The sequence below is a fragment of the Williamsia serinedens genome, assembly GCF_024171725.1.
GTDB classification, from domain to species: domain Bacteria; phylum Actinomycetota; class Actinomycetes; order Mycobacteriales; family Mycobacteriaceae; genus Williamsia_A; species Williamsia_A serinedens.
In genome coordinates, this window is record NZ_JAMTCG010000010.1 from 56,206 (window position 1) to 69,523 (window position 13,318).

The window sequence follows — 13,318 nt, forward strand, 5'->3', positions numbered from 1 at the left end:
ACTCTAGGCGCCTGCACCGACACCCCGTCCCGCGATCAGGCGGAAAGCGCACAACCTGTGAACTCAGCGCGAACTGTGCACAATTGCTTTCCGGCCTCGCAGGAAGTACGCCGCGGTGACACCGGCGAACCAGACCACGCCGACCACGATGGCCGTGCGCCCGGAGTCGCTGAAGAAGAGCAGCACGACGACCAGTGCGAAGAACGCGAGCGCCAGGGCCGTCGAATACGGCGCCCACGGCAGTCGGTAGTCGGATGCCTCCACCTCACCGCGGGCGACACGGCGGCGGTACACGGTGTGGGCCACGAGGATCGAGCTCCACACGAAGATGATGCCGATGGTCGAGACCGAGGTGATGTAGGCGAACGCCTTGTCGGGGCTGACGATGTTCACGATCACGCCGATCACCATCACGGCGGCCGACAGCACGATCCCGGCGACAGGGACGTGCCGACCCGACAACGCCGTCAACCGCGCCGGTGCCTCCCCGCGCTGGGCGAGGCTGCGCACCATGCGGCCGGTGGAGTAGATGCCGGAGTTGCACGACGACAGCGCGGCGGTCAGCAGGATGAAGTTCACGATGCCCGCCGCGGCGGGGATGTCGATGTAGGAGAACACCTCGACGAACGGGCTGTTGCCGTCGGAGAAGTTGCGCCACCCCCGCACCGACAGGATGACGAACAGCGCGCCGACGTAGAACAGGCCGATACGGAACGGCAGCGTGTTGATCGCCTTGCGCAGCGTCACCTTCGGGTTCGCGGCCTCACCGGCGGTGACGCCGACGAGTTCCACACCGACGTAGGCGAAGAGCACGATCTGCAGACTCAACAGCGCGGAGTCGAAACCGGTCGCGAAGAAGCCCCCGTCGTTCCACAGGTTCGTCACCGACGGCCCACTGCCCGGGCCGATCCCGGCGATCGGCAGCAGCACCAGAGCGCCGACGAGGATCATGCCGAGGATGGCGGTCACCTTGATCATCGAGAACCAGAACTCGGCCTCCCCGAAGACGCCGACGGAGATGAGGTTGACCCCGAACAGGATGATCAGGACCACCAGCGCGGTGACCCACACCGGGATCGACGGCAGCCAGTAGTTCACGTACTTCCCGGCGACGGTGATCTCGGCCATGCAGGTCGTCGTCCACACGGCCCAGTAGGTCCAGCCGTTCGTGAAACCGAGGAAGCGGCCGAGGAACTCGTGGGCGTACTCCGAGATCGACCCGGCGACAGGGCGATAGATCAGCAGTTCGCCGAGGGCGCGCATCACCACGAAGATCGCGAGCCCGGCGACGAGGTACGCGAGGATCAGGGCCGGTCCGGCCTGTTCGATCGCGCCACCGGCGCCGTAGAAGAGTCCCGTGCCGATCGCGCCGCCGAGCGCGATCATCTGGACGGTTCGGGCGGAGAGGCCGCGCTGGTAGCCGTCGTCCGGGTCGGACTCGGGCCCGGGCGCACCGGGAGTGGTATGTGTCACCATCCGACGGACACTAACTGAGCGGTTCAGGGCATCATCAACCTGGCTTGTCGGTCACGCCGACGAGCTCGAGGATGGTCCTGAGCGAGGTCCGCAGCGGTTCGACGTCGCGGTGTACCTGCGCGATCAGGAGGCCACCCTGCAGGGCGGCCAGCAGGGTGATCGCGACCGCGTCGGGGTCGACGCCGGGCAGCAGATGCCCCTCGTCGCTCATCCGCCGCAACCCGTCGCGGATGGCGCCCGACCACCGACCGAACCCGGCGGCCGCGAGGGTTCGCGCGCGGGGGTCGGTCTCGGCGATCTGACTCCCGAGGGCCCCGAGCGGGCACCCGCCCGCCGCGTTGACCTCCCGGGCGTGACCCACCACGGTGTCCCGCCAGCTGAGCAGGTTGTCGACCGAGGACAGGTCCGCCTCCGTCGTCGCCTCCACCAGTCGATCGGCCTGATACTCGACGACCGCCGCGACGAGCCCCTCCTTGTCGGTGAAGTAGTGGTATAGCTGCGAACTGCTCACATCTGCCGCGGCTTTGACGTCGTCGAGTGTCGTCGCGGCGATCCCTCGCTCCCAGATGAGTCGCGCCGCGGCGGCGACGATCCGCTCGCGGGTGCGGCGCCCCTTGGCGGTCAGCGTCACCGCACCCGGGGCGGATCTGCCGCGGTTCTGGTGTCGATAATCCATTTCCACCTCATGAGAATGGACTGCATGATCCAGAATGCACAAGCATCGCCAGTCGTCGTCACCGGAGCCACGGGCCGGGTCGGTCGGCCACTCGTCGATGAGCTGTCCCGCAGGGGGCACCCGGTCCGGGCCGTCGCCCGCGATCCGATGTCGACGTCCTTCGCCTCCGGTGTCGACGTCGCTGCCTCGGCTCTCGACGCAGTCCGGGGAGCGGGCGCGGTGTTTAAATTATCGGCGCGACGCATGCAGGCCAGTTCCCCGAGGTTGCTCGACATGATTGCACGCCGGCGACCCACCACCCTCCCCCGAGTTGGTAGGCCACCGGCGGCCGCCCGGGAGCGCATTCCAACCCCGGTAGCTAATCGGGGGCCACCCGCGGCCGACGTGCTGCTGGGAGGGCCGGCCGGGGTCAGTGCAATCGTAGGCACAACCGTCAGATGTCCGCGCCGTCTCGCGCTGGCCGATATGGCCATCATTTGATGCAAATTTGCACATTGTTTAGCGCCCGCATGATCTGGCTACCCCCAGCTGCAGGGGGACCGACGGTCCGCCCAGGTGCCGTGCGTTAAGCCGAAGCCGCGGCACCGCCCTCGCGCGTTCGAAATCTCGACCGGGCTGACGGAGAGTTCCAGGACTAACGTCGGCATCTGATGTCCGCGCTAGAACGGCTGAGGCGTAGCGGGGGAGGCCTCAGACACGTCGAGATCGTCGCGCCTCTCCAAGTCAGGGCGTGGCGCGTAGCGAGCAGGGCCACGAACGCGTCGGGGTCACGTTCACCGCCGGCCAGAGCGTCGACAATCACCCGGTAGGTTCGCTCGACGTACATTATCGAACCGCCAGCGTCCTCACTTGCGGTGCGCGAACAGAACCGACAGGCGAGGTATCAAAAGGGCGATGGAAGTGTTTCACGTGAGCTCCTCGCTCAATCGAGAGTCGATCAGGGAATTCGGCTTGGACTGCTCGCGGATGGGTGCGGCGCCCGGGATCGCGGGTAGCCGGGTACCTCAGGTGCAGGGGTGCTTTCTCGCGGTGGGTGACTACGAGTGTCGCTGGTTCACCGACATGAACAACACGGGCGGACCTGTCGATGTGTGGCGTGTGGATGGCGTGGCCACCGAGATGCTGCGAACGTCGATGGAGGGGTATCAGTATTTTCCTGGACCGATCGCAGCCACTCAGCTCACGCTGCTCCGGACTGATGTCCCACCGCGGTAGCGGATCGCAGGGCTAGATCGGCCGTCCCGGTGGTTCGCTCGCGGTGTGCCGCCGCCACACCACCACGAACGCACCAGAGCGATGGAGGTGCCAGGACTCAAGTGGGGAACGCTCGAACGGATGGGCAGAGCGGCAATAGCGCTCATGAGCGTGGGCCACCGCGGGTCGGTGGACGTGTCCCTGATTCGGACCGTTGTCGACTCCCACACCGTCTCGTAACAGGGACCCTCGCCTAGTTCGTGCTCGGGGCCGTTGCGTCCGCAGCAGCGTGACACCGGCATGGTCGACCGGATCCAACAGTGCGACCGCCGAGGCGGTCACTTCCTGCAACACACTGTCGGGATCGGTGGTCGCGTCCCTAGTTCATAGCATGTCGCGTGCCAGTCGGCCGATCTGGCCGTGCACACCCGACTCGTCGTCACCTACATCGCGCGCCCTCGCCACATCATTCCCTTCACCCCGGGTGCGCGGACGCGATGCCACGCACGGCTATCACCGGCGCGGCTTGCCGATACCGACATTCTGCCATCAGCAGCACGCCTGCGTGTTCAACACGATCGCAAGAACAACGACCATCGCAATCCTCAGGTCGCGAGCGGTCACGGCTCCAGGTGGTGATCGCGCCCCAGACCGGGGTACCCGACGCCCAGGCGGTGCGTACTGTGATCAGTACAACCACACACGACTCCTGACCGCGTCGGGAGAGGTGCACCGTGGAACTTGCCCAGCGAGCGTGCCTGCACGCTTTGAGATCGCTCCATGTCGACGGCGTCGCCGTCGTCGTCGGCGGCGGCATCGACTCGCTGTGGTCGGTTGTCGAGTCGACAGGCAGCGGTGTCCGCGCGATCGACGAAGCTCAGTTCGATCAAGGCGTCGGGCCGGTCGTCGATGCCCTGTCGCGCGGTGGCGTGCATTCCGCGACTGATCTGGAAGGGCCGGGGCCCTACGGCACGTTCCTCGCCCACAGCGCCAACTCCGCGTCCATCCGGGCCGTGTTCGCGATCGGGATCTCGCTACCCACCGAGAACCCCGCCGCGCTGCAACTCAGTCGCTTCGCGCCGGGGCAGCTCGAGGACGAGACACTCGTTTCGCAGTACGCGCGCACCGTTGCGCTCGCGATCGCCGACGACATCGAACGAACCCTCCGTGATCGAACGTCCGCCCGGCACTGGATCGAGCGGTTCGTGCCGACGGAGAACACGTGAGCCGGAGTCCGCGACGGGATCGCGAGCCGCCAACGCGTCGCGACGGCCGCCATCGCGATTGCTGCGCAGTCACCGATGTCTGTGGCCGATGCCGTCAGTCGTCTCCGCGGCCTCGCATTCGCCACGAACCGCCGGCTCGTCGACGTCGCCGCCGACGTGATGGCCGGCGCCTTCTTCGACATCTCGTGACCGGCACCGACCGCCGTGTCGACAACGGCTCGACGCGGCCTTCTGTTGCCGGCGGCGAGCGCTTATCGGTTGGGGGGCAATTCGGGGTCGTGCAACACGGGAGTCGAGTGCCTTAAATTAGTTCTGCACCAGCCACTTCAAGCCTCTACCTGACATACGATAAATTATCGGCGCGGAACTCATGCGAGTGACTATGAGGGGGCCGCGCCGACAACCTTCTACCTCACCCGCCGATTGCGTCGATGGCGGCCCGGGCGACGTCCTCATCCTCGGCGGGTGTCCCACCGGAGGCGCCGACCGCACCCAGCAATGCCCCGTCGTCGGCACGAACAGGCACGGCTCCCTGGATGGCCAGGACATCGTCGAGCACAGTCGTCAGGTCCCGGAGACCGGGCCGCTCGGGATCGGAGACGAGCTTCTCGACGTCTCCCGACGGCCGGTTGAACAGCGCTGCGGCGCGCGCCTTCGCCGCGCTCACCGTCGTCGCAGCAGCGTGGATGCCGTCGAACCGGTGTTGGAGGATCGTGTTGCCACCGGGGTCCACGATCGTGATGGCGAACGGTTTGCCGATGTGGCGCGCCCGCTCGGCGGCGGCCGCCGCCGCAGTGAGCGCGAGATCGAAGGACATGTGGTGGGGCACGGTGGGATTCCTCTTCCTATGGCGGCGGTCAGGTGGTGGTGCGGATCCCCGCCGGGGGTGCACCGATCGGCTTGTCGGAATCCACCGGCGTCCGCAGCCCCGTATCGAGCGCGGTGATCGCGGTCACCTCATCCGCGGACAGCGAGAAGTCGAAGACGTCGATGTTCGCCGCGATACGCTGCGCGTCAGACGATTTCGGTGTCGCCACCAGTCCGAGGTCCATGTGCCAGCGGAGGACGACCTGGCCGGGCTGTTTGCCGTGCTTCTCGGCGAGCTCGGTGACGACCGGCTCCCTCAACAGGTCGGTTCGTGGCCCGAGAGGGCTCCACGACTCGGTGACGATGCCCTGCGCGCGGTGGTACTCACGTTCGGCGGGGCGGTTCGTGTACGGGTTGAGCTCGATCTGGTTCACCGCCGGTGTCACCCCCGTCTCGGCGACGAGCCTGTCGATGTGGGCGGGCTTGAAGTTGGACACGCCGATCGCCCGGACCCGTCCTTGCTCCCGGAGGTCGATCAACGCCCGCCACGTCTCGACGTACTTGTTCACCGACGGCATCGGCCAGTGGATGAGGTAGAGGTCGATGTGGTCGAGTCCGAGTTCGTCCAGTGAGCGGTCACAGGCCCGAAGGGCTGTGCCGTAGCCGTGTTCGGAGTTCCCGAGCTTCGTTGTCACGACGACGTCCTCGCGAGGCAACCCGGAGGAGGCGATCGCTCGTCCGACGGCCTTCTCGTTGCCGTATGCGGCCGCGGTGTCGATCGATCGGTACCCGTGCTCGAGAGCCGATCGCACTGCGCGCTCGGCCTTGTCGCCGCTCATCGGCCACGTCCCCAACCCCAGTCGGGGCAGCTCGACACCGCCGGTTAGTCGCACCGTCGGCGCGCTCGGCTCGTTCATCTCTGTCGACCCCTTCCTCTTCTCTGTGGTCATCGGCGCCTCACACTCCTCGGGGATGTGTGACCTGACGTGCGTGATAGCGCTCCTCTCAGCGGAGGATGTCGGCGAGTTCTTCCCGGCGGCTGAGCTCGTGGGCGTCATCCGCGACGTACGCCGACCCTGCCCCCAGCATCGCGATGGCGCCGCCGATCCAGGCCGCCCACGATGCGGCGTCGCCGGCGAAACCACCCAGCCAGGGCGCCATCACCATCAGCAACCCCGTGACGGCGATCGCCCAGTGATCACGTGTGGGATCGCGCGCGATGAGCGCCCAGACCGCGAACACGGTGATCAGCACGCCTGGCCCGGCCGTGAGTCCCGTTCTTACCACGGTGGTGTCGGCCCATGTCGGGGTCGTCGCCGTGACCACGCCGACGATGACGAAAACCCACCGCAAGTGTGTTCCTCATCGATCACTCCCTTCTCTCATGCGATTCGCTACACGTAGCGTAGCGTTTCGGGTGACCGACGCATTCCTATGTGATTCATCGAACAGGGGACCGATGCCGACTCCACGTCTCGCCGAGCAGACGATCACCGACGCCACGCTTGAGCTCCTGCGGTCACACGGACCCGGAGCGGTGACCATCGAGGCCGTCGCGTCACGTACCGGCGCAGCCCGGACGACCATCTATCGACGGTTCAAGAACCGACGAGAGATGTTGGTCGCAGCGTTGTCTCCGCTCAGCACACCCCGCCCCCTCGACGCGGATGCTCCCGCGGAGACGCGAATGCGATGGGTCATCGCGCGATCGATCGACGCCGTCCGAGACGGCATCGGCTTCGGAGGGATGGCCGCACTCGTCACCGACGCCGACCGGGAGTTCAACGAACTCTTCCGCGAGATCCTCGTCGACTATCGGTCACTGATCCTGTCCGTCATCGACGACGGCAGAGCCGACGGGTCGTTCCGGGCTGACCTCGACGGTGACACCTTGATCGACGCGATCGTCGGTGCCTACTTCAGTGAGCAGGCACGGTGCGGCGAGATCGGCCCCGACTGGCAGGAACGCCTGTTCGGCCTCTTCTGGCCTGGCGTCGCCGCCTGAATCAGGAGGGTCCGGGGTCGACGGCGCGGCGGCGGGTGGTTCGGGCCCGGCTGCCGTATCCCGCGACATGCGCGCGCAGCTCGCGCGAGGCGGCTCGGGCGTCGCCGCGATCGAGCGCACGGACGACGGGCCAATGCTCGTCGGCGAGTTGCTCGAGCGGGTGATCGGTCGTGGCGAGGCTGACGGCGGTGAAGATTTCGACGCCGAGGGCATTCCAGGCGTCGGCCAGTACGCGGTTGTCGGTGGCCTCGATGATGTGGCGATGGAACGCGGTGCTGGCGCGCGCGAACAGCAGGAGGTCGGTCGTCCTCGCCCCCTCATTCATCTGGGCGATCGCATCGGCCAGCACGGCCGTGGAACCGGCGAGCGCCGGCGCGGCGAGGCTGCCGGCGAGCCCCTCGAGCGCCGCGCGAACGGGGTAGTACTGCTCGAGGTCCGCAGCTCGGATCGCCCGCACACGTGTGCCGCGGTTCGGCGTGTACTCGGCGAGCCCGGCCGCGACGAGCTCACGGAGGGCCTCGCGCACGGGTGACTGGGACACACCCAACCGTGCGGCGACCTCGAGCTCGCGGATCGGGTCGCCGGGCTGGTAGGAGCCGTCGAGTATCCGCGTGAGCAGGTCCTCACGGACCTGGATGCGCAGGGGTTCACGCGTGGTCACGGAATGATTCTCGCCGCTGCCCGGTTGAGGAGGTCAAATTATCGATAATCAGGAGGATGGCATGGCGGCAGTGAAAGACCGCACGGTTCTGATCGTGGGCGGCAGCTCCGGTATCGGAGTGGACGTGGCTCGGTCGGTACTCGCCCGCGGCGGGGTCCCGGTCATCGCCGGGCGAAGCCAGGAGAAGATCGATTCCGCTCTCGGGGAGCTCGGCGAGCCGGCCCGGGGCGTCACCGTCGATCTGACCGACGAGAACTCGATCGCTTCTCTTCCCGAGCGGGCTGGCGCGGTGGACCACTTGGTGCTGTCTGCTGCGGCGCTCACCTACGCCCCGTTCACAGAGTTGTCCGTCGACGATGCGCGCGCGGTGATGGACAGCAAGTTCTGGGGTTACTACCGCGTGGTGCGGGCGTTCGCGGAGTCGCTTCCCGACGACGGTTCAGTCACCCTGTTCTCCGGTGTCGCCTCGGCGCGGCCGGATGTGGGCACCGTGGCGGTGACCACCACCAACGCAGCGGTGGAGGGGCTCGCGCGATCGTTGGCGGTCGAATTGGCCCCGCGGCGCGCGAACGCCGTGAACCCGGGTGTCGTCGACTCCCCCAGCTGGGCGCACCTTAGCCAGGACGAGCGCACATCGATGTTCGAGCAGACCGCAGACTCGCTTCCGGTCGGTCGGGTCGGTCGACCCGAGGACGTGGCTGCGGCGGTCCTGTTCCTGATCGAAAACGGCTACACCACCGGCGAGGTGCTCACCGTCGACGGTGGCGCCCGACTGGTCTGAGACCAGCAGCACGAGGAGGAGAAGAGCTGTGACAGAACGTTTCGCGAACCGGGTGGCGATCGTGACCGGCGGTGGCTCGGGCATCGGCGCGGCCACGGCGCGCCGACTCGCCGACGAAGGGGCCCGGGTCGTCATCACCGGCCGCACCCTCGACACCCTTGAGGAGGTCGCCGCCCACCACGCACCCGGATCGATCGTCGCCCGCACCCTCGACGTCAGCGACGCCGAGGCGGTGCAGAAGACAATCGACGGGGTCGCTGACGAACTCGGGCGGATCGACGTCCTCGTCAACAGCGCGGGCATCGGACCGTCGGGAACGGTCGCGACGACCAGCGTCGAGGACTGGACGAGAATGATCGACACCGTCCTGACCGGCGCCTTCTACACGATCAAATCCGCTTTGCCTCATCTGATCTCCGGTGGCGGCGGGTCGATCGTGAACGTGAGCTCGGTGTCCGGGGTGGGCGGCGACTGGGGAGCCGCGAGTTACAACGCGGCGAAGGGTGGGCTGACCAATTTCACCCGCGCCCTGGCGTTGGACCACGCTGGCGACGGCGTTCGGGTGAACGCGGTGGCACCGAGTTTCACCGAGACCCCGATGACCGCGGACATGCATGACGACGACGATCTGATGTCGCGGTTCATGGACCGGTTGCCGCTCGGCCGGGGTGCTCGCCCTGAGGAGGTCGCGGCTGCGATCGCGTTCCTGGCGAGCGACGATGCCTCGTTCATCAGCGGCGCTGTGCTCCCCGTGGACGGGGGTCTCACCGCGTCGAACGGTCAACCCCGGCTGGGCTGACCATCGTGACAGCTGCCAGCGGTGCGACCACAGCACCCCGTGGCATCAGCGAAAGACTGTGAAGGAGAGAGTATGACCATTGACGATCGGCCGTTGTCGGGACGGACGGCACTGATCACCGGGGCGTCCGGTGGGATCGGCGGTTCCATCGCCCGGCACCTCGCGCGCCTGGGCGCGGATCTGGTGCTCGCTCACGGGCGGCACGCCGACGACGCCGAGCGTGCCGCGCAGGACGCGCGCGAGGTGGGGGCGCGGGCGATCACCACACCCGGTGACCTCAGCGACCCAGACGTGCCCGCACGGCTCGCCGACGTCGCCATCGGCGAGTTCGGCGCCGTGGACATCCTGATCGCGAACGCCGGCATCGGGGCACCCACACCGCTGCAGGACGTCACGCTGCAGCAGTGGGAGGAGACGTATGCGGTCAACGTGACCGCACCATTCCTGCTCGCCCAGCGGTTGCTGCCCGCGATGTACGAACGTTCCTTCGGGCGGGTGGTCTTCATCAGCTCGATCGCTGCGCTCAACGGTGGCGTCATCGGCCCGCATTACGCGTCGAGCAAGGCCGCGCTGCACGGTCTGACACATTCGCTCGCGAAGGACGCGGCCCCGCATGGCGTCACCGTCAACGCCATCGCCCCGGCGCTGATCGGCGGCACACGCATCCTGCCCACCGATCCGTCGGGCGGCGACGAACTACCGATGCCCATCCCGGTCGGCAGATTGGGCGAGCCGGACGAGATCGGTTCGGTCACAGCCAGTGTCGTGACCAACGGCTACCTGACGAACAAGATCATCACCGTCGACGGCGGGCTGCTGCCGCGCTGATCGCGGCGCCCTCACGATCCCGCGCTCAGGGCCCGAGGAGGTTGATGCGCACGTGCCGCAGGTGCGTGCGCATCGCTTCTCGGGCCGCGTCGGGATCGCGGTCTTCCACCGCGGCGACGATCGCGGCGTGTTCGGCGCAGTAGCACTGCCGCGTTTCCGGGGTGAACGTCCGCTTCTTCAGCGACCCCCACACCGGTTGACGGCGGCTGTCGATGAGCAGCTGGCTCGCACCAATCAACACGCTGTTGTGGGTGGCGACAGCGAAACTGTGGTGCAGCATCGTGTCCCAGTGCTCGAATTCCTCCGAGGTGTGAGCCGCCTCGCCGCCGGCCAGGCATCGTCGCATCTCGAGCAAATCGCTGTGCGTCGCCGACGCCACGGCCACCGGCAACATCTCAGGTTCTAGCACAAGCCGTGAGGTCATGATCTCTGCGGGACTGGGGTACACGGCCTCGCCCGCGATGAAGGTCTCCTGGCGCGGGGCGACAAAGGTCCCGCGTCCCACGTGACGCACCACCCTGCCCTGCGCTGCCAACTCGTCGAGCGCGCTGCGGACGACGGCTCGGCTGACCCCGATGTCGGCGGCGAGGTCGCGTTCGGTGGGCAGGCGCGCGCCCGGTGCGAATTCGTCGGCCGACAACATCTTCGCAAGGTGCTCCCGCGCCACGGCCAGTGGGCCCACTGCCATCGTCATCGCTGTCACCTCCCGTCCCACACCAATTTGGACCATCGTAAGCAGCCGGTGAGGTGTGTCACGCGTGATATCGCGGCTACGGTTGTGTTGACGGTCACAGTACTTCGACCTATGGTGACCAATACAGACCGAATCCGATGTTCGGTCCCAATTGGTTCAACGGAGGTCGAGCAGTGCGTTTCGCGCGAGTAGAGAGCAACGACGGGGGTCGCGTGTGCGTCGTCGGCGACGACGGTGCCGCGAGGGCGGTCTCCTTCGCCGACACCGGTGCGCCCGTCCGCACCGTCCAGCAGCTCATCGAGGCCGGACCCGGCGTGGCCGACCGTCTCGCGGTCTCCGACGTCGTCGAGTCGGGCCGGGTGATGGCGCCGATCGTGCCGCACCGCAACGTGTTCTGTGTCGGGCGGAACTACTCCGAGCACGCCGCGGAGTTCGCCAAGAGCGGTTTCGACGCGACCGGCTCACCCGACGGCCAGCATGTCCCCGAGCATCCGGTGGTGTTCACCAAGCCAGCCGCGACGGTGATCGCCACCGACGAGGCCATCGATCCCCACCTCGACGTGACGTCGGCCCTGGACTACGAGGGCGAGATCGGCGTCATCATCGGGCGCCGGGCCTCGAAGGTCAGCCGCACGGACGCTCTCAACTACGTCTGGGGCTACACCCTCATCAACGACATGACCGCCCGCGACCTGCAGCGTGACCACAAGCAGTGGTTCATCGGCAAGTCGCTGGACACGTTCTGCCCGATGGGCCCATGGGCGGTCACCGCCGACGCCGTGGACATCACCGACCTGAAGCTGCAGACCCGCGTCAACGGCGAACTGCGCCAGGACGCCAACACCGCCCAGCTCATCTTCGACGTCCCGACGATCATCGAGACCCTGTCCGCCGGGATCACGCTGGAGCCCGGCGACGTGATCGCCACCGGCACACCCGTCGGCGTCGGCATCGGGTTCGACCCGCCGAAGTACCTGCAGGTCGGCGACGAGGTCACCATCTCTGCCACCGGACTGGGCACGCTACGCAACACGATCGGCGACGCCCCCGACCGCGACCACCTCATCACCGCCGCAGGCCGCCGGGTCTTCGTCGAGCAGACCGGGGAGGGCCCCGTCGCGGTCCTCGTCCACGGACTCGGCGGGGCGACCACCGTCTACGAACCCCAGATCAGCGCTCTGGAGCGCACCCACACGGTCGTCCGGTTCGACCTGTCGGGCCACGGCCGCTCCCCCTATGCGGGTCCGGCGAGCATCGGCGGATGGGTCGAGGAGCTCGCCGCCGTCGTCGAGCGCACCGGCGCCGACCAGGTGTCCCTCGTCGCGCATTCGATGGGCACGCTGGTCGCCACCACCTATGCGGCACGCCACCCCGCACGGGTGTCGAAGATCGCGTTGCTCGGAGCCGTCCGCGCGCAGCAGGAGCAGGCCGCCACCGCGACCCGCGCCCGCGCCCGAGCGGTCCGCGAGGGCGGGATGTCCGCCGTCGCCGACACCATCGTCTCCGCGGCCCTCTCCGACGGCACACACCAGAAGCGCCCCCTGGCCGTCGCGGTCGTGCGAGAACTCCTCCTCGGCCAGAACCCGGACGGGTACGCCACGGCCTGCGACGCATTGGCCGCCGCGACCGAACCCGACTTCGCGTCGATCGATGTTCCCGTCCTGCTCGTCACCGGCGAACACGACAAGGTCAGCCCCGTCGGCGTGAACGACGAACTGTTCAGCATCTACCCCAACGCGCAGCTGCACATCCTCGAGGACGTCGGGCATTGGCACACGGTCGAGGACCCCGAGACCGTCACCACGCTTTTGACCGACTTCCTCACCAAGCCCTGACCACCACCCACGAAGGGACCAGCACGATGACGTCTGCCCAGCCCACCGAGAACGCAGTCCTGTTCACCAACGCCCGCATCTTCGACTCCACCGGATCCGACCCCTACGAGGGCGAGGTCCTCGTACGCGGCAACCGCATCGCCACCGTGCGCGCCAGCACCGGCGACATCCCCCGCGACGGCGTCCGCGTCGTCGACGGCGGCGGGAAATTCCTCATGTCGGGACTCTGCGACGCCCACACCCACTTCTCCTGGACCAACTCCGCGGACCTCCCCGGACTGGGGACCATGGGCGTCGAGGAGCACACACTGTTGTCCGCACGCTCGGCACAGACCT

14 protein-coding genes and 1 pseudogene are annotated in these 13,318 nt (G+C 67.6%); 8 read left to right on the top strand and 7 right to left on the bottom strand.

Annotation, left to right across the window (positions count from 1 at the left end; translation table 11 throughout):
* Nucleotides 1-63: 63 nt before the first annotated feature.
* Entirely contained in the window at nt 64-1,476 is a 1,413-nt protein-coding gene (locus LX12_RS21030; protein ID WP_253656571.1) for an amino acid permease, read from the bottom strand.
* Nucleotides 1,477-1,510: 34 nt separating this feature from the next.
* Complete coding sequence (locus LX12_RS21035; RefSeq protein ID WP_253656572.1) at nt 1,511-2,152, bottom strand: TetR/AcrR family transcriptional regulator; 642 nt, start codon at nt 2,150-2,152, stop codon at nt 1,511-1,513.
* 24 nt (nt 2,153-2,176) lie between these two features.
* Here LX12_RS21035 and LX12_RS22095 point away from each other — a divergent pair, with 24 nt between their 5' ends.
* Both LX12_RS22095 and LX12_RS21045 read left to right on the top strand, forming a co-directional pair.
* Nucleotides 2,177-2,632, top strand: coding sequence for an NmrA family NAD(P)-binding protein (locus LX12_RS22095; RefSeq protein ID WP_301284951.1), 456 nt, complete (start codon nt 2,177-2,179; stop codon nt 2,630-2,632).
* Nucleotides 2,633-4,113: 1,481 nt separating this feature from the next.
* A complete protein-coding gene (locus LX12_RS21045) occupies nt 4,114-4,572 on the top strand; it encodes a hypothetical protein (protein ID WP_253656573.1) in 459 nt (152 codons plus the stop codon).
* Nucleotides 4,573-4,984: 412 nt separating this feature from the next.
* Here LX12_RS21045 and LX12_RS21055 read toward each other — a convergent pair whose 3' ends face one another.
* The 3 genes from LX12_RS21055 to LX12_RS21065 all read right to left on the bottom strand — a co-directional run bounded on the left by LX12_RS21055 (nt 4,985) and on the right by LX12_RS21065 (nt 6,732).
* Nucleotides 4,985-5,389, bottom strand: coding sequence for a GlcG/HbpS family heme-binding protein (locus LX12_RS21055; RefSeq protein WP_253656575.1), 405 nt, complete (start codon nt 5,387-5,389; stop codon nt 4,985-4,987).
* A 40-nt stretch (nt 5,390-5,429) separates the two neighbouring features.
* Nucleotides 5,430-6,296, bottom strand: a complete 867-nt coding sequence (locus LX12_RS21060; protein WP_253656576.1) for an aldo/keto reductase — start codon at nt 6,294-6,296, stop codon at nt 5,430-5,432.
* Between the two features lie 88 nt (nt 6,297-6,384).
* Nucleotides 6,385-6,732, bottom strand: a complete 348-nt coding sequence (locus LX12_RS21065; protein WP_425581083.1) for an SPW repeat domain-containing protein — start codon at nt 6,730-6,732, stop codon at nt 6,385-6,387.
* Nucleotides 6,733-6,838: 106 nt separating this feature from the next.
* Here LX12_RS21065 and LX12_RS21070 point away from each other — a divergent pair, with 106 nt between their 5' ends.
* The gene (locus tag LX12_RS21070) at nt 6,839-7,384 is read left to right on the top strand and encodes a TetR/AcrR family transcriptional regulator (RefSeq protein ID WP_253656578.1); all 546 of its coding nucleotides are present in this window, start codon (nt 6,839-6,841) and stop codon (nt 7,382-7,384) included.
* A gap of 1 nt (nt 7,385) precedes the next feature.
* On the opposite strand, the gene LX12_RS21075 is transcribed toward LX12_RS21070, so the two are convergent.
* Nucleotides 7,386-8,045 carry a GntR family transcriptional regulator gene (locus LX12_RS21075; RefSeq protein WP_253656579.1) on the bottom strand — a complete coding sequence of 220 codons (660 nt, stop codon included), beginning with the start codon at nt 8,043-8,045 and terminating at the stop codon, nt 7,386-7,388.
* A gap of 61 nt (nt 8,046-8,106) precedes the next feature.
* On the opposite strand from LX12_RS21075, the gene LX12_RS21080 reads away from it, so the two are divergent.
* The 3 genes from LX12_RS21080 to LX12_RS21090 all read left to right on the top strand — a co-directional run bounded on the left by LX12_RS21080 (nt 8,107) and on the right by LX12_RS21090 (nt 10,453).
* The gene (locus LX12_RS21080; RefSeq protein WP_253656580.1) at nt 8,107-8,826 is read left to right on the top strand and encodes an SDR family oxidoreductase; all 720 of its coding nucleotides are present in this window, start codon (nt 8,107-8,109) and stop codon (nt 8,824-8,826) included.
* A gap of 28 nt (nt 8,827-8,854) precedes the next feature.
* Complete coding sequence (gene budC / locus LX12_RS21085; RefSeq protein WP_253656581.1) at nt 8,855-9,625, top strand: meso-2,3-butanediol dehydrogenase; 771 nt, start codon at nt 8,855-8,857, stop codon at nt 9,623-9,625.
* A gap of 72 nt (nt 9,626-9,697) precedes the next feature.
* On the top strand, nt 9,698-10,453 hold the full coding sequence (locus LX12_RS21090; RefSeq protein WP_253656582.1) for an SDR family NAD(P)-dependent oxidoreductase: 756 nt from the start codon (nt 9,698-9,700) through the stop codon (nt 10,451-10,453).
* Nucleotides 10,454-10,478: 25 nt separating this feature from the next.
* Here LX12_RS21090 and LX12_RS21095 read toward each other — a convergent pair whose 3' ends face one another.
* Entirely contained in the window at nt 10,479-11,147 is a 669-nt protein-coding gene (locus tag LX12_RS21095; protein WP_253656583.1) for a FadR/GntR family transcriptional regulator, read from the bottom strand.
* Between the two features lie 173 nt (nt 11,148-11,320).
* Here LX12_RS21095 and LX12_RS21100 point away from each other — a divergent pair, with 173 nt between their 5' ends.
* Together LX12_RS21100 and LX12_RS21105 are read left to right on the top strand one after the other, a co-directional pair.
* A complete protein-coding gene (locus LX12_RS21100; RefSeq protein WP_253656584.1) occupies nt 11,321-12,982 on the top strand; it encodes a bifunctional fumarylacetoacetate hydrolase/alpha/beta hydrolase family protein in 1,662 nt (553 codons plus the stop codon).
* A 26-nt stretch (nt 12,983-13,008) separates the two neighbouring features.
* Nucleotides 13,009-13,318: pseudogene (locus LX12_RS21105) on the top strand (amidohydrolase family protein); the annotation flags it as partial.